Below are 22582 nucleotides of genomic sequence, written 5' to 3'. Positions count from 1 at the left end.
GAGGTATACCATGACAAGATTATTTGATCAAAGCAAACGGAGTCTTGGACTGTTTTTGGCTTTTATCCTCATGATTACCCTGCTATTGCCAGTGGGTGCCTTACCAAAAGCTTCCGCTGCAACCATCACCATTGATGGCAATGTCAGCGACTGGAGCAGCGTTAGTGCTCTTACAACCAGTAGTGGCACAGCCCAAACGCTCAAAGTGACCAATGATGGAACCAACCTCTATCTGCTCATTCAGGGATCAGGACTGAGTACAACAATGGGGAATTTCTGGATCAATACCGATAACAATACTTCAACCGGATACCAGGCTGCGGGCTGGGGGGCTACAGGTGTGGAGTGGCTGCTTGAAAATACGGGGTTATACCGCTATGGCGGCAGCGGAACGGACTGGAGTTGGAATTTCAACAGCACGTTGACCAGCTCCCAATTCTATCGAAGCTCTTCCGTCATTGAGGTCGCTATTCCTCTCTCTACACTGCAAATCAGTGCAGGCAGCACGGTACGGGTCGGGTATATCGACAACAGCTCGGATACGTCGAGACTGCCCGCGGCGGGACAAACGCTGCCCGCTTACCTTTTGACAGGGTCCGGTGGTGGTACGGGGAATACTGTGGTGAATCCGGCAGAGCTGGACAGCCCGCTGAACAATCCATTCAAAGGTTGGGCGCCTTCGGCCAAAAGCACGACATATGCACAACCGCACAGGCTCGTATACGCCGGAGTGACCTGGAAAGAGCTTGAGTCCACCAAAGGCACATACGATTTTAGCGCGATTGAAGCCGCCAACAATTTTGCCTACTGGAAAAGCAAAGGGGTCAAAGTGGTGTTTCGCTTCATTCTGGACAGTCCAACTGGACAGGCTCACCGGGATATACCCGACTGGCTCTACAATGATATGATTGCCCGTGGAGAATCTCCCGGAACAGTTTACAACGATACAACCGGGGGCATGGGCACAGGCAACAACATGGGCTTCTCCCCCAACTACAACTCCACCTATCTGCAAGAACGGCACAAATTAGCCATCGATGCCATTGCGGCAAGGTACAACACTAATGATCGTCCGGTCGCCTTTGTCCAGATCGGTTCCCTCGGACACTGGGGCGAGTTCCATACCTGGCCTTATGTCGGACCAAATGGTGAATCCAATTACACAGGCGCTTTCCCTACCAATGACATCTCGAACAAGTATGTTCAGCATTATATCGATGCCTTTGCTGGCAAAGAGGACAAAATGCAGGTTCTGATCCGGCGCAGTATTGCCCTTGCCAAAACCAATAACAAAGGCATGGTCATGGGCATGTTCAACGATGTGTTTGGACATAAAGACAGCTTCGATGCGGATTGGGGCTGGTACACAGGCACCCAGAATGGCTATTGGGATGACATCGGCCAGCAGCAGCCTGCACATGCGAACTTCTGGGAGACACGAATTTCCGGTGGAGAATTTTACGGGGGAGCTTCCGGCATGCTTGCGGCATTGACCAGTGGCAGCGGATTTACGGAAACGTTGCGTCAAACGGAGCTGAGCAAGCCGAGCTGGCTGGGACCGAACTCCCCTGCCTCGCTTCCTTTGAATCATGCATTACAGGCCAACATCGATGCACTCAAGAAACGAATGGGTTACCACTTTGTCGTGAAAGAAATCTCGCATCCATCCACCATTAGCGGAAGTACATTTACAACAACGATTAAGGTGGAAAATAAGGGCGTACAGCACTTCCCATTTGCGTGGCCGGTTGAAATTCAATTGCGCAGTGGTAATACAGTGGTTGCCAAGAAAACAACAACTGTTAATCTGACCACGTGGAAAACGGGCACCTACACCCTGACCGACTCCATTCCGGTCTCCGGTCTTGCCGCCGGAACCTATGATATCGCGATTGCGATCATTGATCCGGAAACGAATAAACCTGGCGTGGACTTTGCCAATACGAACAAGCTGACCGACGGCTCATTCAAGCTGAGCAGTGTAACGAAGTAACATTGAGTTACCTTTGAGTAATCAGGAACTTCTGTTTCAAGTTACCTCCCCATGTATTGAATATGCAAAGAGCAGGAATGGGCTATGATCCTCTCATTCCTGCTCTTAATGCGTTTCTTTTTTTAATCATGCCAAAATAAGAGACTCCAATTTTGAACTGCGATCCACAAAAAACACTTTAAGAAGTGACCTTTTTGTGGATCTTTTGTGTTTCAATCAGGTTCTTGGAAAAGGAGTGGGAGGAGGAATCAGTCAGTGTTCTCTTTTCTAAGGAACCTAGGACGTCTTATTTGGGCCCCAAGCCTTCTTTTTCAAACGTAAGGAACACCAAACACATTATTTTCTGAATTTTCACAATAAAATGCCAAAAACGGCCCAAAATCTCAAAATAGCGCGTCTCAGGTTCCTTACCCAGCCACATGTGCCTCAAACCCCTGAATAGAGTGTCTCAAGTTCCTTAGTGCTTCACCCTCTGCTCCAACCGCAGGGAGAGGACACCCCCGGATACTGCCGAAACGAAAATACTCAAAACAAGGTTTTCTGAGGATAAATGACTTGAAACTTGTTAGGAACGACATAGAGATATACGACAGCATACTACGCTAAGCTACTTATAAAACACAGGCTTACAGGAACCATTTAAAGGTGAAAAAGTGATATTTAGGGGAAACTCAGAATCTGGAGTGAGCACTAAATCAAATTCCAAATCCAAATTAGGGTCCATGTTTCGTTCGTTCTACAACGAGAAATGCTTTCAAAAAAAAAACGACGTTCCCCAATAGAGTTCTGGGAAAAAGCCGTCGATTGAAATCATTCCTCTTTTTTTGTTGTGTTTATTTGATACGGCTAAACACGCCCAAGCCCAAGGTTCAGTTACTTGCTCTTTTTTTTACTACTGTGCCTTGTTCCGCAGCTGGCTGTAATACAGTTCGCTGTAGAAACCGCCTTGTTCCAGCAATGCGTCATGCGAACCTTGCTCCAGCAGCTGACCATCCTTCAGTACGAGAATTCGATCGGCTTGGCGAATTGTGTTCAGCCTGTGGGCGATGACAAAGCTGGTGCGGCCTTGCATCAGACGTTGCAACCCTTCCTGGATTTTAATCTCCGTGACGGTATCGATACTGCTCGTCGCCTCATCCAATACAAGGATGGAAGGATCGGCCAAAATTGCCCGGGCAATCGCAAGCAGCTGCTTCTGTCCCTGACTGATTCCACTTCCGTCGGCTTGAAGCACTTTGTCGTATCCATCTTTCATCCGTATAATAAACGAATGAGCATTCGCCAGTCTCGAAGCAGCTTCCACCTCTTCATCGGTTGCATCCAGGCGTCCAAAACGGATATTTTCCCGAATCGTGCCCTGGAACAGGAATGAATCCTGAAGGACAAATGCCATGTGTGAGCGCAAATTCTCACGACGAATGGTCATAATGTCACGTTCATCTACTGTCAACGCACCGTCTGTAGGATCATAGAAGCGAGATAACAGCTGAATCAATGTTGTTTTCCCTGCCCCAGTCGGACCAACCAGAGCAATCATCTCACCAGGCTTCGCTTCAAAACTGATTTCATGCAAAATATTGCGTCCTTCATCGTATCCAAAGGATACCTTATCGAAGCGAACGGCTCCCTCCACCTTATCGAGAGACACTGCTGCGCCTTCATCCTTCGCTTCTTCATCCTCATCCAGCACTTCGAACACCCGCTCTGCACCAGCAATTGCAGAGAGCAACGTATTCCACTGGTTCGCCAAATCATTAAGCGGGCGTGTGAACTGACGAGCGTATTCCACAAAGATAATAATCACCCCGACTGTAACCGAACCCTGAATCGCCAGAATTCCACCGATGCCTGCAACAATTGCAAAGCTCAGGTTGTTCAGACCATTCATCAGCTTGGGAATAAAGCCGGAGATCGTCTGCGCCCAGAAACCGGACAACCGGATGTTCGTATTTCGTTCCTCAAACCCGCGAATGACCCGTTCCTCCTGAGAGAACGCCTTGATAATTTTCTGCCCGGACAATGTTTCCTCTATATACCCATTGAGTTCCCCGAGATTACGCTGACGCTGCTTGAACAACGGCCCGGTTCTGCGTGTAATCCAGCGCATGCCAATAGCCATCAGCGGTACTACGATAAATGTAAGCAAGGTGAGCAATGGACTTAGCCAGAGCATCACGCCAAACGTTCCAAGCAAGGTTAATATACTGGAAAAAATCTGTATGGCTGAGCTGTTCAGCGTACCGCTGACATTCTCGATGTCATTCGTAACCCGGCTCATAATCTCACCCTGCTGACGCTTGCCGAAGAATGGAATCGGCAGTTTGTGCAGATGAGCGAACAGATCATACCGCATGCGGAACACGGTCTCCTGTGCAATTTCGATCATCCATATATTTTGCAGCCATGATGTCAGGGAGAACAGAACATAGACTGCCACCAGACCCAATAAAAATGTCGTCCAGCTGGAACTCGTTGCTTCTCCATCAATGAATTTATCCACAGCTACACCGACCATATAAGGTCCAAGCAAAGCGAGTGCGGAACTGGCAAATACCATTAGCAGCACCATAGCCAGCTTGACCTTGCGACGTGCCAGATACGTCCAGATCCGGCCTAACGTACCAGACCAATTCTTCGCCCGTGCCTTAGGCTTGCGTCCTCCACCCGCCTTCAGCGTCTCGGGATCAATCGACGGTGGGGGCTGACGGAAAGGTTCAGTGAATGCTTTGAACATGTGGTGTACCCTCCCCGTATTGTGATTCATAGATTCGGCGATACAGCTCGGAGGAACCCATCAAATCCTCATGTTTTCCCTGACCAATCAGACGCCCATCGTCCAGCAGCAGAATCAGATCCGCAGAGGTGGTTGAACTGATCTTCTGCGTAATAATGAACGTTGTACATGACAGTTCTTCCAGCGCATCCAGCAGCCTTGCTTCTGTCGCTACGTCGAGTGCACTTGTACTGTCATCCAGAATCAAAATACTCGGACGACGTATCAATGCTCGGGCAATCGAGAGCCGCTGCTTCTGTCCACCCGACAGATTGACTCCCCGCTGACCCAGCTGTGTATCGTAGCCATTTGGCAACTTCTCAATGGTCTTGTGAATCTGGGCACGCCGCGCTGCTTCCTTAATCTCTTCGAGCGTTGCGTCCTCCCGACCCCAGGCGATGTTATCTCTTACCGATCCGGTAAAGAGAACCACTTCCTGCGGTACATAACCGATAGCTCCACGCAGTGAAGCAATATCCAGGCGAGCTGCGTCTTTGCCATCGATACGCACCTTGCCCTGATCTTCGGTATATAGTCTTGGAATGAGCTGAACCAGTGAGGATTTCCCCGAACCCGTCGCTCCCATGATGGCGATACGTTCTCCTCGGTTCGCTGAGAACGTAATATCTTCCAGGACAGTAATTTCACTATTGGGATAGCTGAATCCCACACCCCGAAAATCAACTGCACCCTGGATAACAGCATTTCCTTTCCCAGCTTGTACGGAACGATCTGGTTTTAAAGAAAGACTTGGCTGCTCTGTTGATTGCTTTGTTTTTTGTCCTGTGTGTTCGGCTTTCCCTTCACCTTTTGCCATTTCCGATACATCCTCCGTATCAAAAACCTCATTAAGCCGCTGTGCCGAAGCACTCGCTCTGGAGAAGGTTACCAGAATCCAGGACAGTGCAGACATGGCACCAATGGTCCGAAGCAGATAGTTAATGACTGCAACGACTTCACCCACGGTTGCATTTCCGGTAATGATATCACGTCGTCCGAACCACAGTACGGCGATGATACAGCCATTCATCATGAGCAGCATGAATGGCATCGTTGTCTCCGTCAGGCGCAGCGCGGAGATCGTGCCTTTCATCAGCTTGCCGCTGTATGTGGCGAAGCGTTCAATCTCGTGGCCCATCCGGACGAAGACACGGATCAGCCGAATGCCTGTCAGATTTTCCTGGATGACTCCGTTCACGGCATCCAGTCTGCGCTGCACATTGCGGAACAGCAGCGCAGCCTTTTTGATCATCCAGACGACAACCACAAGTAATACAGGCACCATCACCACGAGCAGCAGACCCAGCTTCGGATTCACCACAACCGCCATGATCATGCTGCCAATCACTACGAGCGGCACACGCGTCATGAATCGCAGACTCATAAATATCGTATCCTGCACCTGTGTAACGTCCCCGGTCAATCGGGTAATCAGGGATGATGTAGAAAAACGGTTAAAGACGGCATAAGAGAGCGCTTGCACTTTGTCATACAGCTTCTCCCGCAGATCATACCCGAAGCCAAGACTCGCATGTGACGCAAAAAACGAACTTGCAATTCCCGCGGCAAACGCCACGATGGCACTGCCCACGAGCACCCCACCCCATAGCCAAACCACCGACAGATCTCCTTGCTGGATACCATTATCAATGATCTTCGAGATCAAATAGGGTTGCGCCAATTCGACCGTCAATTCAATCAGCATCATGACCAGTGCTGCGATGGCGGCGACTCGATACTTCTTCAAGTAGTACAACAGCTTGATCATTTACCATTCCTCCGGCCCGGAGCGCTTGTTACCGTGACTCATTTTTTTGTGTCTACGCAGCCAGCTCCATTAGTCTCATTCCATAATTCTATGTAAAATTTCACGTATCCAATACGCTTATTATATCGCATTTTGCATCATCAAATCGTTAATATCTTACTTTCCTTCTTATTATTAACCTGAAATGGACATGGGAACATCGATCTATGATAAAAAAACGGAGCAGCGTGCCTAAATCAGGAATGCAAATGGGGAGTGCTACTGCTCTGGATATGGATAATGTCAACGAGAGAACGATCTTTCTCCAAAATTCGCTAAGCAGGAACCTTCGAAAACCCCGATTGTTCTTCATTTGCTCAAACACACTCTCGGGCTCGATCATGCGTCGTACTGAAAGGGCGTACCCTTCTCTTTAGCGCCTGCGCCGGGAGGCATCCAGCCATTCCTGCGTTCAGCAGATCGGGGCTAAGCGTCAAATCCGCTCCGGGTAACCACGCATGCCTGATACACTTTCAGACCTCAAGTTCAAACACAAAAAAAACGCACACCGCAAAAGTGTGCGCTTAATTTCCCCTCCTACTGGAGCATCGTATTCCGTTCAATATACACGTGATATCGTTCGTGAAATACATTCGCAAGCGGAATGAACAACAAATTATCATCGGTATATCGGAAAGCAAACCCATGCGGCCCGGTTTCCTTGGTGAAACTTTCCTGAAGGGCATCTTCGCGCAGCTGAAGCCGCAAATAGTCACTTTCTTCAGAGAGCGCAGCCAAAATGTACGGCCCATATGCAAGAGACACCAGTTCCTTCCGATCCGGCGACGTTTCCAGGCGGAGCCTGCAGTCGAAGAAGAGCTTGATCTCGTCCCCATCCTGCCAATCCCGGCTGATGCACATATACCCTGTGGAGTCGTCAGCCACGTTGGCTTTTTGGCCGTTGATCTCCATGCGGCAGTCCGGCACGGCCCAGTAAGGACGGCGAATCTTCAATGCAAAAACCCCTGTCCCCTCCACCCGCAGCGTCGCTTTCCCTGGATCGTATCGCTCCGTGTCCAGCGCCAGCTTCACCTGCCGTTCCCGCCAATGGAGGGTTGAAGGGATCAATAAATTAACATATAGCGCGGATTCATCGTAATGATAAATCGCCTCCGGATACTTAAAATGGTTCTCCAATCCGGTGCCATGGCAGCAGGTATTCCCCGATACGTCAAAAGATTTGGTCCTGCCGGGTGCCAGCGGCATGAAATAGGTGCTTCCTCCCGTCGGTTGGTGATCGCAGGAGGCCAATATATGATTAAACATCGTGCGCTCGTAATAATCCATATATTCCGTTGCCGGATGATACACAAACAATTCCTTCGTCAATTTCAGCATGTTGTACGAGGCGCAAGTTTCCGCGGTTCTATCGCTGAGACACTCTCCAATTCTGTCTGGCTGCCGGAACATTTCGCCTTCTCCCGTGCCGCCGATTGAATAGATATGCGCGCCCGTAACGGCCTGCCAAAAAAAACGGGACATGTCGTAATACGCCTTCTCCCCGGTAGCTTGGAATATCTTCAGGGCGCCGATGACCTGAGGAATATGCTGGTTCGCATGGAGTCCGCCGAGGGCGTCAATACCCTCGCGCAGCGGCACAAACAGACGGTCGTTGTCAAACAGGTTTGCCGCCGCCAGATGTTCGGGCTTATGCGTAATGGAGTATAACTCGGCAAGCGATTCGTTCATGCCGCCAAATTCGCCGGCGATGTACATGCCCCACATGGTTTTGAGCACGCGGTTAGGGAGCCTGCTCAAACGGTGGTACACCCAGTCGCCGAGCTGATCGGCGATTGTCAGCGCCGTAGGGATTCCCAAATGGCGGTAACAGTCGAGCAATCCGGCAAAAATCTTGTGCAGGGTGTAGTAAGGAGCCCATATTTCCGGATAGCGGGTAAACTTCTCCAGTTGGTCAAACTGCTCCTCTGAGTACCCGCTGAGGAAGCCGGCATGAAATCCGGCTTGGCCTGCAAAAGCATGCTGGCATTCTTCCAGCGAAGCGATCATGTACTCTGCCTTCCGCTTGATGTCCTCATCCCCCGAAGCCGCATAGCACAATGCCAGCGCGGACAGATAGTGCCCGGTCGTATGCCCCCTCAGCAAGCAGTCGGGCGAATCCCAACCGGTCATTTCCGGAGCTCCGCGCGTATCCAGTCCGGCGGCGGCTCGGAAATTATATAACATCTGGTCGTCATTGACCTTTTTCAAGAAGGCCAGGCTTCTGTCCTGAGCCGCTTTAAAGACGGTTCCGTCCTTCAGCACCACCGCCTCAGCAGGAAAGCTGTGCACGGCAGGAGTGGTATCCATCGTTTCTCGTTCAAGCTGCCCGGCTGCCGCCCAAACTTCCGCACTTACCGGAATAGCCGTGTCTTTCAGGACCCCTTTAAACATGATAGAACCGGGCTCATCAACAATGCATTCCTCTCCCTGTTCCCAATCCACGGCATGGGAAATGATCTCGCCCTCGGCCGTTTCGACCACGGCGACCACCGGCAAATAAAACGGTCTTCCCATTTCCTCTTTCAGGCGTATCGGATAAATCCGTGACACTCGAATTTGATTCTCTTCCTCCAAAATGGTCACTTCATAGACCTTTTCCTTGATGCAATCGCCGTATCGAAACGTCGCGCGCAGAGCAACCGTGCGTTTGCCGATGCCGTATTTCGGCCGGGTTACCGTGCCGTCGTCATGGAGAAAACGGGAATCCCCTGATGTCCAGGAGATTTTTGAGCCGTATTTCCCTTCCCGGGGCAAGCGGAGATCGAATTCCACCGTGGCCAGATTGCCTAAATACAGCGTCTCCATATCCTTGATTACGATGCTTTCATCCTCTTTAACCAAACCCATGTCATGCCCCCCTATTCGCTTGTGGATGTTCCAATCACCTTCCACTGTTGAATGCCTGTGGATGTCGTTGCCTTGGCCTTCATGGTTAGGCGGATTTTCGTCGTTGTTACCGGATCGAAGGAGGTCACATTATACTGATTCGGAAGAACGCCATATTCGGAAGGATTTGATACCTCCACCCAATCGGTTCCCGTCCAATACTGGATGTAAAACGACGCTGGCAGATCGATCCCGTCATGATCGTCAAACCAGTATACCTCGCTTGACGAGAGGGTAAACGGCCGGTCAAAGTCATACTGCACCCATTGCTCGGTCCCATGGGTATCCCAGTTCCCGTAAATCGGGTGTCCCCTGTCGGCCGAACTTGTCGGCTCGTATTCGTCATTTAGTCCCACCAGACTTTCCCAAGGCGAGACGTAGGAGGCCGTAACGTTTCCTTCAACCGCGACGTTTGGATTTATCGGTCCCGGCGGTTCGACAACGGGCGGAGATGGTTTATCCGCGGCAAGAGCGGTGATATCGGCAGCAAGCAGCGCACGCGAATAGAGCTTGATTTCATCGAGACTTCCGGCAAAATAATGTTCGTTCGTCCCGGACTTTCCGATATACTTGTTCGCTCCATTCAGAAGGGATCGGATGCTGCCTGGATTCACATCCGAGGTCCTGGCCAGCTCAGCCCCATCCAGGTAAAGAACTGCCGTGCTTCCGGATACGGTGACCGCCACATGATGCCATTGTCCGGATGTAACGCCGCTTCCCGTAACGCTCTCGGCTCCCGTTCCCTGCAGGCCCGGTGCCGTCAATCGTAACGTTCCGTCGGCTTCGATGGATAACGCCATGGATTTGCCTGAGGGTGAGCCAAAATCGAAAATGCGCGCGCTGGCTGCGTTTATATCAGAACCGCCGGAGGATGAGGCACCCGGCCCTCCGGCAGCATTTACCCATGCGGAGAATGTGAAGTGTTGGGCTCCTTTCAGCATCCGATCCGGAAGCTTCATGTAGCTTGACGAACCGTTCAAGCCCAATCCTCCGCCTCTTGCGCCGTCCGTCCGAGAAGCATGATAAACGGCAGCATCATGGCCCGCACCGGAATAATCCAGGGCGATACCGGAATCCTCGGCCTGTTTTTCATCAAACAAGTAATCTCCCGCCAGTTCTCCCTGGCCGACATTTAATGTGAATTCCTTTTGAACCGGGGCACTCTTTTCGTCATAATCCTGGAGTTGTACCGTAAACCTGTAGCTGCCTTTGGCCCCACCGGATACTTTTCCCGCGATCTTGCCCGTAAAACGGTCCAGCGTCAATCCCTCCGGCAGTGTTCCCCCTGCAATATACCAATCATAGAAAGGGACTCCGCCTTCCGCCTGAAGCTTCAGCTCATAATTCTGTCCTGGCTTAGCATTGGGAACCGGGGTGTTTTTAATGGCAGGGCTAAGGAAAGGCGTCAGTGAACGATTCAATGTCCAGCCCGCTTTTTCCGCAATCAACAGCGTCAGTTTGGTCAGCATCCAGCGCTTGTTGTGAAAGAGATGCGTACGGCCGCCGTTCTGCCCGCTGATCCGGTCCCAGTATTGCGGTTCTCCAGGAATATGGTAGGTGTCATCCAGCGGAACCGGAACCCCTTGGTACGCAACGATATTGTCCGCCGTTCCTCCGCTGCGTTTATAGGCAGCCATCCCTCTCCAGCTGTGGGAAAACGCAAGCGCATGCCCGAATTCGTGCATGATGAGTCCGTACACATCCGTAGAGGTGTCTGACATCTCCGTCAGGTACCATTTCTCATCATCCAGCGAGCTAAACGGCGTCACAGTATCGTAAAAGTCCAAAATGGTGAGAAGCGAACGATGGATTCTGTCGGGAACCGTCACTCCGTTACGTTTATGATATTTCCCGTTGTCGGACGCTCCGCCAGTGGAATAAGGCTCGTTAAGCCCTCTGAGATAGACCCACATTCCGTTGTAAGGCTCATTATTGGTCACCGAGATATGCCCGTCAAAATTATCCTGCGGCAGCCGGGTGACTTCCGAGTTCGCCGGGACGGTATCGAAGGGCTCCATATCGAAGAAATAGAACCAATCCTTGATCGCCTGCTCGCTGGCATTTCGGATCGCGGGATCGCTGAAATAAGGCTGGATCGTGTCATATCTATAATCAAATTTCAGCGGCAGGCTCGGCTCTCTGGCATCATCCTGGTCCCATACACGAATCGGGGTGGTTTGTTTTTGGACATTGCCATTGGCATCCGTGACCGTGAACTCCAGCGTATAATGTTCGATTTCACCGTTGCCTCCAATTCGGTCGGGATGAATTTCGAGCAGAAAGTGCTTGCTTTCGCCGGTATTTTGAAACGTCAGCGTCTTTGCCGCCCCTGTCTCGCTCAAGGTGCTCGGCCGGTCCATCATCAGGCGAGAGGTACCTTTGGCCTTGATGTCAATCGTCAATGGATAGGCGGCGTCTTTCGGCGGAACAACGTTCAGTTTCACATACGGGTTAGCGATGTATCCCTGCCAGTCTACCAGTTCGACGCCGTAATCGTTGAGCGTTCTTCCGAAAATGTCAATGATCTTCGCCTCGCCGTTGGTTGGTTCCGGTTTCACGGGCTCGGCCGCGGCCGGGAATGCACATAAGGAAAACAACAGCGCAAAACTCAGCGCCATGGATAACCATTTTTTCATGTTCATTCCTCCTCATTTCATTTCTTATAAAACTGCTCTCTGGCATCCGAAATGCCTGAATGAAATTGAATCAAAGCAGCGGCGCGAATCCGGCGGACATGCTCCATCGCTTCAAGCAGGTTATGTTCCCGATCCTTCCCCAGCACTCCAGCATCCCGGCAAATGGCGACCGCCGCAACACTGCCTTGAGCCATAGCGACCAGCGCGCTTTCGATTCCCGTAATGTTGCCGGCGACGTACAAGCCCTCTACTGGCGTCTGCATTTCCTCGTTGTGCAGCGGAATATGACCGCCCAGTTCCTCTGCATACACCAGGGGGCACCCAGCCACCGCGGCCAATTCCGCAAGTGGAGATAAACCGCCGGCAAGGGCCACAAAATCGACGTTCTCCTCCCGCTCGCTGCCCGGAATAATTTCGCCTCTCCCGGTTACATCCGCCAGCGTCACGGATTCCACGTGATGTTCGCCGTTAATGGATATCGCGGAAGTGCGGAGCCGTAAAGGAATATCCCATATTTTAAGCCCGCCCCGCGGATAAAAGCGGGATACCGCGCCAGCCAACCGAAAGCTCGCGCCCAGCTTTCCTCCGATTCTCATTAGCGGAGACGGTGCCAAATGAGCAAGGTCCAGCAGACGTTTCACCGCTTCTTTTGGCAGGGCTTCTTTACCAGATATGGAATTTCGTTCTGGCAGCACGATCCCGGCGAGCGAAATCCCGCTAACGGACAGTTCGCGAGCAATCGCCATGGCGAGCACGTTCACGCCGATGATTAGCCCGCGGTGCCCCGGCTTCACATAGTGCACATTGGCCATCACCTGGGCGGCCCCGATCGACATTACCCCTGGCAGCGTCCAGCCCGGCGTCGGCTGAGGAATTTCGGCGGCGCCGGTGGCGAGCAATACCCTTGCAGCCGTGAACGATCCCCCCGCCGTTCTTACGACCCAGCGATGTTCAATCCGAAGCATGCTGTGAACGGAAACGCCGCAGCGGATATCCACTCCCATGACGCTGCATCTTTCTATCAGCTGCTCCGCAACCTGCCTGCCAACCCACCAGCTCCCTTTTTCCTCGTGGAACTGTCCCAACATGCGCCCGCCCGGCTGTGGGAATTCATCCAGCACAGCTACGCTCAAGCCATGCTCGGCCGCCGCTGCGGCGGCTGATAATCCAGCCGGACCAGCTCCAACAATCAACAGATCGAATGACGTCATGGCAGCTTCCTCCCCGTAATTTCATTGGAAAGCTGCCGCCCTTCCGAAATGCGCATCCCCTCTTCGAGCGGGGTAAGACAGGAGCGCACCTGCCCCCTTCCTTCCACGTTCAGCCGGCATTCCATACAGTGGCCGATGGCGCAATACAGCCCGCGAGCGGTGCCGGACTCCTCATGCCTGCGCAGTCTGCGAATCCCCGAGGCCAGTAGGGCCGCAGCAATCGGTTCGCCCTGAAGTCCGGTCAGCGTTCTGCCGTCAAACGTAAAGCTGACCGGTTCCTTCCCCCTCTTCAGCGGACCCAAAATCGGATGATTCGTAATCCGTTCCATTACGCTTCACCATTAGCCAGCTGGCCAAAGGTCACCGGCCGCACCGGAGGACGGTGGGGCAGCAGTTCCGGATCGCGGGCAGACTCCGGATTTTTGGCATGCACCCAGGTTTCGAGGAGATGCCTGCATATCCTGCCCTGGCAGGCTCCCATACCGGCCCGTGTTTTCATTTTTAGCTGCCTTGAAGTATGGCATCCTGACTCGTATGCGGCCTCCAATTGAATGAGGGTTACTTCTTCGCATCGGCAAATGATCATGGAAGAGCGTTTCATGGGAACCCTCCTATCGATAAGAAATGGCACACGTCTTAAGCTCGGTAAAGAAGTCCAGTGCAGCCTGGCCCTGTTCGCGCGTATGGGAGCTTGACAGCTTCATGCCGCCAAAAGGCGCCTGATACTCAACACCCGCGGTTTCCTGATTGACACGGACCATTCCGGCCCGGGCCTCATCCAGGAACCTGTGGGCATGCGATAAATTTTGAGTAAACAGCGAAGCGCTCAGCCCGTAAATCGATTGATTGCACAAAGCCACCGCTTCGTCAAAGTCGGCTGCTTCCAGCACCGTGGCGACGGGTCCGAATATTTCCTCCTGGATCAGGGGGTGTCCTGCGCCTACGCCAGCGGCCACGATCGGCCGGATATAATAACCATCCTGATCTCCGGAGAGCGGCGGACCTTGCGCCAGAATATCCGCTTGTTCGCTCGCCATATGCACATAAGACATCACGGTTTCGTACTGGCTTGCGGAAGCCACGGGACCAAGGTAAGCCTCGCTGTCAAGTGCCGGAGCCAGCTTGATTTTGGACAAGGCATACGACAATTTCTTGATGAACGAATCGTAGATTCCCGACTCAACGATAATCCGGCTTGTTGCCGTACATTTTTGGCCCGCCGACTGAAACGCACCGCTGACAATGAGCGGCACAGCCGTTTCAAGATCAGCGTCGTTTAATACGACAGCAGCATTTTTGCCGCCCATTTCCGTCTGATATTTGATATTGCGCTTGGCGCAAATTTGGGCAATGCCAAGGCCTGTGGACGTGGAGCCGGTAAAACTTACGGCGTCCAAAGGAGTTTGCTCAAGCATCGCTTTACCGATCTGGCTGCCCTTGCCGATAACCAGATTGATGACACCTGGCGGAAGCCCAGCTTCTTCAAACAGTTCCGCCAGCCTGGTCGCGGTCAGCGATGCAAGCTCCGCCGGTTTCCATACCACTGTGTTTCCGCAAATCAGCGCGGGTGCTATTTTCCAGATCGGAATGGCAACGGGGAAATTCCATGGCGTAATGATGCCCGCCACGCCGAGAGAAACCTTCCTAGTGAATTGCAGCACATTCTGCTCGCTGGAAGGGATGACCGCCCCGTTCGCCCGGAGTCCCTCGGCGGCGTAATAACGCAGCAGGTTCACTCCCCGGCTTACTTCCCCGCGCATTTCCGCAATCGGCTTCCCCATCTCCATGCTTGCGAGGTTAGCGACGTCATCCGATTTTGACTGAAGCAAATCCGCCATCCGTTCCAAATGACCGGCTCTGACAGGGCCGCTCAAGCCAGACCAGGAGCCGTAAGCTTCACGCGCCGCCTGCTCTGCCTGAATGACTTGTGATGAATCCGATAAATGCAGCACCCCCACCTGCTCCTTGGTGTTGGATGGGTTGATTACGGCGCACTCTCCTGCTGTCGGCTCTATCCATTCTCCCCCGATCCAGTTGCGGCTGTTTTTCATTTGCGTTCCTCCTTTTGCAGGATTCATAATTCAGCTTTATTGGTTAAGGCTTCATGGCTGGCTTATTTCGCGCTTCACGGCAAACTCAAATGCTTCTTTGATGGCGATATAGTCGGCTGCCGGGAGTGACAGGCGAGGCGGACGCGTCGGTCCTACCGGGAATCCGGCCAGTTCCATCATATATTTGATAGATTGCACAAGCTGCGGACTGGCATCAAAGTGGAACAAAGGGAGAAGATGGCGATATAGAACAGTCGCCTCCCGAACTTTGCCTTGTCTCGCCAGATTGAATAACTCCACTCCTTCCTTAGGCAGAGCATTTGGCACGCCCGAAATCCAGCCCGTTGCCCCGCACAGCGCACCTTCCATAGCCAAATCGTCAACGCCGATCATCACTTCCAGATCCGTATGGGCCAAAATATCGTGCACGCGGCGGATGTCCCCGGAGAATTCCTTCACGGCCACGACATGTTCAAGCTCGGAAAGCCTGGAAAGCAGCTGGGGAGTCAAATCAACTTTGTAATCATGCGGGTTGTTGTAAACGATGATCGGCAAACCCACCTCATTCACCGCTTCATAATGAGCGATAACCTCAGACTCAAGCGGCTTGTAATTAATCGGTGGCAGTGCCATCACGCCGGCAGCTCCCGCATCCTTGGCATGCCGTACCCAATCTGCCACTTGCTTGGTGGAAGGCGCCGCGGAACCGACCACTACAGGCACTCGGCCTGCCGCGGTTTCGATGACCGTCTCCACAACCTTGGCCCGCTCCTCCCGCGTTAATGTCGCATATTCGCCTAATGATCCAGTCGGGATCAAGCCATTCACGCCTTGTGAGATAAGGTCATCGCAAAGCTCCGCCAGACGTTTGTAATCGACCTCGTAATCCGCTGTAAACGGTGTGACAAGCGCGACATAAACCCCTTCAAATGTTGCCATATTGACATTTCTCCCTTCAGTGTTATCCATTTCAATATCAACCTCGATTCAGTACAGAACAAAACCTTCCGGCAGCGAGTCTGACGGATCGAGCAAGAAATTCATGAATCCCAGGATGTGAGCGGTTCCGGTGAGCCGAGGAATGACGGCTCTATACCCGTAAATGTCCTTTTCCCCTTCGATGCTTCCCACGATTCGTGCGCCAGTGATCCCTTCATAAACGATCTGCTGCCCTGGCTTCAACGAACCGCAGGAATGCAGGACCGCCATGTGAGCGCAGGCGCCAGCCCCTCCTGGCGACCGGTCAAGCTGCTCTCCGGCAAATGCAGCCGTGCAGCGATATGCGAGCCGGTTCGGGTTTCGGTCATCGCACGATGCATCTCCCCTTTGATAAAAAAAGACGCCGTGAATTCCGGATATCCAGTCCAGGTGCGGATGCTTCACCTCAAGCCGCCGTTCGACCTCCTCGCGGATCAGCCTGCCCCATTCACGCAGCTTCGGAAGGTTGAACACATCCCCGTCTCCCAAAGCTGACATATCGACCACAGCATAAAACTCACCGCCAAAAGCGACATCGACCCTTGCCTCCATGCCTTGAACCTTCACCGCAAGCTGCTCGGCATAAACGAAGCTTGGGACATTCAAAAAAGAAACTGACCGGACTTCATGCCCGTCGAAATCTGCAAATGCCTTGACTGTTCCGGCCGGGCAATCGATCAGAACGCCGTTGGCAGCGTCCGAAGCAGATAGCTGTCCCGTCGACGCCCATGCCGCAACGGCCGCGATGATTCCGTGGCCGCTGATGGCCGAAAGGCCTTCCTGGTTCAGAAATAACAATCCAAAGCTCGCTTCTGGCGTTGTCGATGCCGTTACAATCGCTCCCGTCATCTCACGATGCCCTCGCGGTTCAGCCAGCAGCAGCTTCCTGACGGAATCGAAATGCCGTTTGAAAAATAAAGACTTCGCATGCTGAGAGGAGCCATTGATCTGAGGCACCCCCCCGGTGATGATCCGCAGCGGCTGACCGCAGGAATGCGTATCGAGCGCCGCATACCACTTCGTTGTTTCCATAATGCCGCCCTCCGGTAAAATTCATTAGAGCAGGAAAAATCCCTGACTCAACGGATCCTGCTCCTGATAAACAAACTGATGAAAGCCCGTAATCCACGCTGAACCGGATATTTCGGGAATGACTGCCGCCAAACCGCCCACGGTCGTTTCTTCCAATACTTTTGCCTGGAACAAGGAGCCTACGATGCTCTCATGCACGAACTCCTCCCCTTTTTTTAGCTCCCCCTTGGCGTGAAGCACGGCAACTTTCGCAGAAGTTCCCGTGCCGCATGGAGAGCGGTCGATGCCGCCAGGGGGTACGACAACCGTATTCCGACAGTTGGCGGACGGCGAGACCGGATCACTGTAAAACTCAATATGGGTGAGTCCGCGAATGACGGAAATTTCGGGATGTACCACCTCGATTTCGCGATTGATCGCCTCCCGGATCTTGATCGCCAGCTCCACGATCTCCGAACCCCGTCCGGGAACGAGTGGCAGATGAAGCGGGCGCGCGTCCACAAGCCCGTAAAAATTGCCGCCATACGCAATATCAACGGAAATGACGCCAATACCCTCAACGCGAACCCGTACATCCGATTGGTATAAAAAAGAAGCGATGTTCGTGAACGAAACCTTCTTTACCTTCCCGTCCTCCACTGTAAGCTTTGCTTTAACCATTCCTGCTGGCGTATCCAAATGGATAACGTCTTTGTTCCCGGGGTAAATTCCTCCCTCGATCAGTGCCGTGCATAGGCCGATCGTGTCGTGTCCGCACATCGGCAAGTATCCACCGCTTTCGATAAAGACAACCCCGATGTCTGCACTTTTATTGCACGGCGGGGTCAAAATGCAGCCTGACATCACTTCATGCCCCCGCGGTTCCAGCATTAGAGCCCGGCGGAAATGGTCGTAATGTTCGGACATGTACACCATCTTCTCGGTCATTGTACGGCCGATCAGCTCGGGTGCTCCGCTTGTCACGGTCCGGGTGGGGTTCCCCCCCGTGTGCGTGTCGATTGTGCTCACCAGCTTGGATATTCTCAAAAGATTACCTCCTGTCGGCCCGCCTCGTGGCGGAAACGGTCATAACGCAGCGGATCAACCGGAATACAGGTCTCCGCTCCGTTCAGCATTTCGCTAATGACTTTTCCCGTAACGGCGGCCAGGCTGATGCCATCACCTTCGTGTCCGGCCGCGATGTAGAACCCGGGAATTTCATCAACGGCAGATACAATCGGCAGATGATCCGGTGTCCAGGGACGCAATCCCGCGTAGGTTCGAAGCAGCGGAATCTGTTCCAGGGCAGGGAAAAAGCGAATTGCCCTTTCGGCGATAAGCCGGATGACCTCCTGGTCCACGCGAGCGTCCATCCCTACAAATTGGCGGCTCGATCCAATCAGAAAATTTTGCGATGCGGTCGGTTCGAATACAAGCGCGATCCCGTATTGTTCAAATTTCGGGTCCACGCTCCGCTTTCCGCCAAACTTGCTGATCAGGTAACCAAATTCCATCACCTTTCGCTTCCCGATGCTTTCCCAGCGGGAAGCGACCAGAATGTGCCCTTTGCGGGGTTCAATCGGAATATCCAGCCCGACCATTTGTCCAATATGCTTCGACCATACCCCGGCAGCATTGATGACGGTCTGTGCATGAATCGTGCCGCCGGTGGTCTCTACCCCGCGGATTCTCCGCTGAGCATCAAGCATAATCGCCGTAACGGATGTATGAACCCGCAGCCTGGCTCCATACCGGCGAGCGGCGGATGCCAGCGAATAGGTGAGCAGCACCGGATTTACCGTGGAATCCGTTGCGCACTCTAAGCCGCCGAGCAGATCTTCGGCCAGCGCTGGCCATTCGCTGCGCAGATCTTTTTGGTCGAGCATGCGGAACGGAAGGCCGGCCTCCCTCTGGCGTAAAACCCAGTTTTCGGCGGCAAGCATCTCCTCTTCCGTCTCGCAGACAAGGATGCTTCCGGGGGCGCGATACTCAAATTCCTCATCGAGCTCCCGGGCCCATTCCGCCACCAGTTCCTGCGATTTTAAGGACATCTGGCTGTCAAAGCCGGGATCCTTGTCAATCGCAAGAATATTGCCGTCGCATTTGGAAGAGGTCCCTCCGGCGAGTTCTCCCCGCTCCACCACAACCACATCCATACCTTGCCTCGCCGTATAATAAGCGATGGACATGCCGATAATCCCGCCGCCGATAACAACAACCTCCGCAGATTCAGCATTCATGAATCGATCCCTTGCCTCCCCTCTTACAGCACAATCAGTTCTTTATTCGATGTTGTCAGCACCTCGATGCCCGTATCGGTAACCAGAATGTTGTCTTCGATGCGGACGCCCCCAAAATCAGGCAGGTAAATGCCGGGTTCAACCGTCATAATCATGCCGGGCTCCAGCTTATCCTCCGTTTGTTGGGAAAACCGCATGGGCTCGTGAATCTCCAAACCGAAGGCGTGGCCGAGACCATGACCGAAATAATCCCCATACCCGCGGCCGGAAATATATTCCCTGGCCAACGAGTCACCCTCCTTCCCGGTCATTCCCGGTTTCAGCCCCTCCAGGACGGATTGGTTCGCTTCCAGCACGATCTGGTAAATCTCCCGATGGCGTTCGGTCGGTTTGCCGATAAAAACCGTGCGCGTCAAATCGGAACAGTATCCTTCGTAATTCGCGCCAAAATCCATGGTCACGAATTCATCCATTCCGAGTGGCTTGTCGCTGGCTAATCCGTGCGGAAGTGCCGAGCGCGCGCCGGAAGCGACGATGATCGGATACGCCGACGACACCGCGCCGTTTTTGCGCATGAAATATTCCAGCTCCGCCGCCACCTCCCTTTCGGTAACGCCAGGCTTCATTACACCCAGAATAAACGCAAAGGCCTTTTCCGTAATTTCGATTGCTTTCCGAATACAGTGCTGCTCCCCCTCATCCTTAATGCCTCGCAGCTTTTCGATGACGTTCCCAATTGGCGTTAGTTCGATGCCGGCAAACGTGCGCTCGTACGTTTCATAGTCGGCAAAGGGAACATGATGTTTTTCAAATCCCATTTTCTTGACGCCGGCGGCGCCCAGTTTTTCGTGGATCAGCTCAAGCGGCTGACCCCCATGCTGCACCACTTCAAATGCCTTGGCTTGCTGCCCCGCTTGGCTGACATAACGAAAATCGGTCACTAGCCACGCTTGATCCTGAGTAATTACAGCCCAACCGGCAGTTCCCGTAAAGCCGGTAACATATCTCCGGTTAAACGGACTGGAAATCAACAGTGCATCCATTTCCTGCTGCTCGATCTCTTCCCTTACCTTGCTGAGTCGCTGAGCTTCCATATTTTTTACGCTCCCTCCGTATTGTGACAAAGCCGAAATTGCTGCCTTTACAGCATGTTACGAAACTGAATTGAATTATATTCAATAATGTTGAATTATGGCTATGCCTACGCCCGAGTTACCCTTTCATTCCGGTCAACGTAATCCCTTCGATAAAATAACGCTGGCCTATGAAAAAAACCACGATGACCGGTAAAATGACCACGGTCGAGGCCGCCATCAGAAGGTGCCACTGCGCACTGTGAAGCGACTGGAACATCTGCAGGCCTAGTGCCAGCGTGAACTTTCTCTCCTCATTCAAGTACACCAGCGGTCCCATGAAGTCGTTCCAGGAATTCATAAAGGAAAACAATCCAATCACGATGAGTGGCGGTTTGGACAAAGGAATGATGATCCGGGTGAAAATGGTCCACGGGCCTGCCCCATCCACATATGCGGCTTCATCCATGTCTTTCGGTATCGTGGAATAAAACTGCCGGAGCAAAAAGATATCGAAGGCAGAGCCCAACCATACCGGCAGAATCAGCGGAAAATACGTATTGATCAGATCGGCAAACCTCCAGCCGATAAAAGTGGGAATCAAGGTGACGGCGCTGGGAAGCATCATGCTGGCCAGCAGCAAGCCGAAGAAGAGCCGCCTTCCCGGCCATTCTAGTCTGGCATAGCTGTAGGCTCCAATCGAGCTGCTAAAGAGTGCTCCAAACAGACAGCTGACGGTAATGAACAAGGTGTTGCGGAAAAACTGGAAAAAGTCGATGGTGGTCAGTGCCTCCACATAGTTTTGCAGCCGAAACGGCGAAGGAATCCACTTCGGAGGCATCTCAAAAATTTGCAGCGAATTCATCATCGAACTGCGTACCAGCCAAAACAGCGGGAGTAAACAGAAGGCAGCTCCCCCAATGAGGAACAAATACACGATAATTTGCTGAATACGGCGGCTTTTCTTCACAGGGAGCTACACCTCGCTTTCATAGAATACCCAGGACTTCGATGTGCGGAAGAATATAACCGTAACCAAAAGGATGATGATAAAAAGAATCCACGCAATGGCGGAGGCTTGCCCCATTTCGCCAAACTGAAAGGCCTGCCGGTAAATATAGTAGTTATAAAACAGGCTGGCGTTATTGGGACCTCCCTGCGTCATAATCAGCGCCTCAGTAAACACCTGAAAGGCTCCGATTGACCCCATGATCAAATTAAAGAAGATAATTGGCGTCATCATCGGAATCGTAATATGCTGGAATTTCCGGAGGGCGCCGGCACCATCCACAGTGGCCGCCTCATACAAGGATCGCGGCACCCCTTGCAAGCCCGCCAGGAAGATGATGATCGTGCTGCCCATCCCCCAAAGACTCATCAGCACAATCGAAGGCACCACCGTTTGTTCGGAATACAGCCAGTTGAGCGTGGGCAGATTCAACGCTTCAAGAAAGCTGTTGAACAATCCCAGATCGGGACTGAACAACCAGAGCCAGATCATGGAAGAGGCGACAGCAGGCACAATAGACGGCAAGTAAAAGATCGTGCGAAAGACGGATTTGCCGCGAATGAATTGCATGTTCAGCAAAAACGCAGCCATAAAAGAGAACACAAGGCCCAGCGGAACACGGAGAATCACGTATTTCAAGGTGACCCATAACGAGTTGTAGAAATAGGGGTCCGTTCCGTCAAAGAGCCGAATATAATTGGCGAGTCCGATAAATTTAGGCGTGTTGACAATCCGGTAATCCGTAAAGCTGAGCAGCAAACTGGCAAGCATCGGCAGCATGACAAACAACATCAGTCCCAAAATGCTGGGTAGGGCAAACAGAATGCCCGCCATTGCGATTCGGCGTTTATGTTGAATATGAATCCCCCCTATCTTCAATGAATATCCTTCAAGTCATGAACAGAACGCGGTTT

16 protein-coding genes are annotated in these 22582 nt (G+C 52.5%); 1 reads left to right on the top strand and 15 read right to left on the bottom strand.

Going from position 1 to position 22582, the window contains the following annotated elements; translation table 11 throughout:
• Positions 1-10 precede the first annotated feature (10 nt).
• A complete protein-coding gene (locus tag ACFTRD_RS00940; protein WP_379377137.1) occupies positions 11-1993 on the top strand; it encodes a DUF4832 domain-containing protein in 1983 nt (660 codons plus the stop codon).
• 892 nt (positions 1994-2885) lie between these two features.
• Here ACFTRD_RS00940 and ACFTRD_RS00935 read toward each other — a convergent pair.
• From ACFTRD_RS00935 to ACFTRD_RS00865, 15 genes are all read right to left on the bottom strand, one after another.
• The gene (locus ACFTRD_RS00935) at positions 2886-4727 is read right to left on the bottom strand and encodes an ABC transporter ATP-binding protein (protein WP_379377135.1); all 1842 of its coding nucleotides are present in this window, start codon (positions 4725-4727) and stop codon (positions 2886-2888) included.
• The gene (locus ACFTRD_RS00930) at positions 4708-6534 is read right to left on the bottom strand and encodes an ABC transporter ATP-binding protein (protein ID WP_379377133.1); all 1827 of its coding nucleotides are present in this window, start codon (positions 6532-6534) and stop codon (positions 4708-4710) included. The genes ACFTRD_RS00935 and ACFTRD_RS00930 overlap by 20 nt, the downstream gene beginning before the upstream one ends.
• A gap of 576 nt (positions 6535-7110) precedes the next feature.
• On the bottom strand, positions 7111-9420 hold the full coding sequence (locus ACFTRD_RS00925; RefSeq protein ID WP_379377131.1) for a beta-L-arabinofuranosidase domain-containing protein: 2310 nt from the start codon (positions 9418-9420) through the stop codon (positions 7111-7113).
• A gap of 11 nt (positions 9421-9431) precedes the next feature.
• Positions 9432-12095 carry a LamG-like jellyroll fold domain-containing protein gene (locus ACFTRD_RS00920; RefSeq protein ID WP_379377129.1) on the bottom strand — a complete coding sequence of 888 codons (2664 nt, stop codon included), beginning with the start codon at positions 12093-12095 and terminating at the stop codon, positions 9432-9434.
• A gap of 17 nt (positions 12096-12112) precedes the next feature.
• Entirely contained in the window at positions 12113-13306 is a 1194-nt protein-coding gene (locus ACFTRD_RS00915) for an NAD(P)/FAD-dependent oxidoreductase (protein ID WP_379377126.1), read from the bottom strand.
• Entirely contained in the window at positions 13303-13635 is a 333-nt protein-coding gene (locus ACFTRD_RS00910; protein WP_192263924.1) for a (2Fe-2S)-binding protein, read from the bottom strand. The genes ACFTRD_RS00915 and ACFTRD_RS00910 overlap by 4 nt, the downstream gene beginning before the upstream one ends.
• The gene (locus ACFTRD_RS00905) at positions 13635-13907 is read right to left on the bottom strand and encodes a (2Fe-2S)-binding protein (protein WP_379377124.1); all 273 of its coding nucleotides are present in this window, start codon (positions 13905-13907) and stop codon (positions 13635-13637) included. The genes ACFTRD_RS00910 and ACFTRD_RS00905 overlap by 1 nt, the downstream gene beginning before the upstream one ends.
• A gap of 10 nt (positions 13908-13917) precedes the next feature.
• Positions 13918-15357: an aldehyde dehydrogenase family protein gene (locus ACFTRD_RS00900; RefSeq protein WP_379377121.1), complete on the bottom strand. Its 1440-nt coding sequence runs from the start codon at positions 15355-15357 to the stop codon at positions 13918-13920.
• Between the two features lie 51 nt (positions 15358-15408).
• Positions 15409-16296, bottom strand: a complete 888-nt coding sequence (locus tag ACFTRD_RS00895; protein WP_379377119.1) for a dihydrodipicolinate synthase family protein — start codon at positions 16294-16296, stop codon at positions 15409-15411.
• 48 nt (positions 16297-16344) lie between these two features.
• Positions 16345-17367, bottom strand: a complete 1023-nt coding sequence (locus tag ACFTRD_RS00890; protein ID WP_379377117.1) for a proline racemase family protein — start codon at positions 17365-17367, stop codon at positions 16345-16347.
• A gap of 24 nt (positions 17368-17391) precedes the next feature.
• Entirely contained in the window at positions 17392-18393 is a 1002-nt protein-coding gene (locus ACFTRD_RS00885; protein WP_379377115.1) for a proline racemase family protein, read from the bottom strand.
• The gene (locus ACFTRD_RS00880) at positions 18390-19586 is read right to left on the bottom strand and encodes an NAD(P)/FAD-dependent oxidoreductase (protein ID WP_379377113.1); all 1197 of its coding nucleotides are present in this window, start codon (positions 19584-19586) and stop codon (positions 18390-18392) included. Before ACFTRD_RS00880 ends, ACFTRD_RS00885 begins: the two co-directional genes overlap by 4 nt.
• Before the next feature lie 23 nt (positions 19587-19609).
• Positions 19610-20680, bottom strand: coding sequence for a M24 family metallopeptidase (locus ACFTRD_RS00875; RefSeq protein WP_379377110.1), 1071 nt, complete (start codon positions 20678-20680; stop codon positions 19610-19612).
• Positions 20681-20798: 118 nt separating this feature from the next.
• Positions 20799-21629 (bottom strand): carbohydrate ABC transporter permease, encoded by an 831-nt coding sequence (locus tag ACFTRD_RS00870; RefSeq protein ID WP_192263905.1) that lies wholly within the window; start codon positions 21627-21629, stop codon positions 20799-20801.
• Between the two features lie 6 nt (positions 21630-21635).
• A complete protein-coding gene (locus tag ACFTRD_RS00865; protein ID WP_082704040.1) occupies positions 21636-22439 on the bottom strand; it encodes a carbohydrate ABC transporter permease in 804 nt (267 codons plus the stop codon).
• Positions 22440-22582 lie beyond the last annotated feature (143 nt).

It is taken from the genome of Paenibacillus sp. NPDC056933, from assembly GCF_042674385.1.
In the GTDB taxonomy this organism is placed as follows: domain Bacteria; phylum Bacillota; class Bacilli; order Paenibacillales; family Paenibacillaceae; genus Paenibacillus.
The sequence above is the reverse complement of the archived record's forward strand: the minus strand, read 5'-3'. Positions and strand labels throughout refer to the sequence as shown.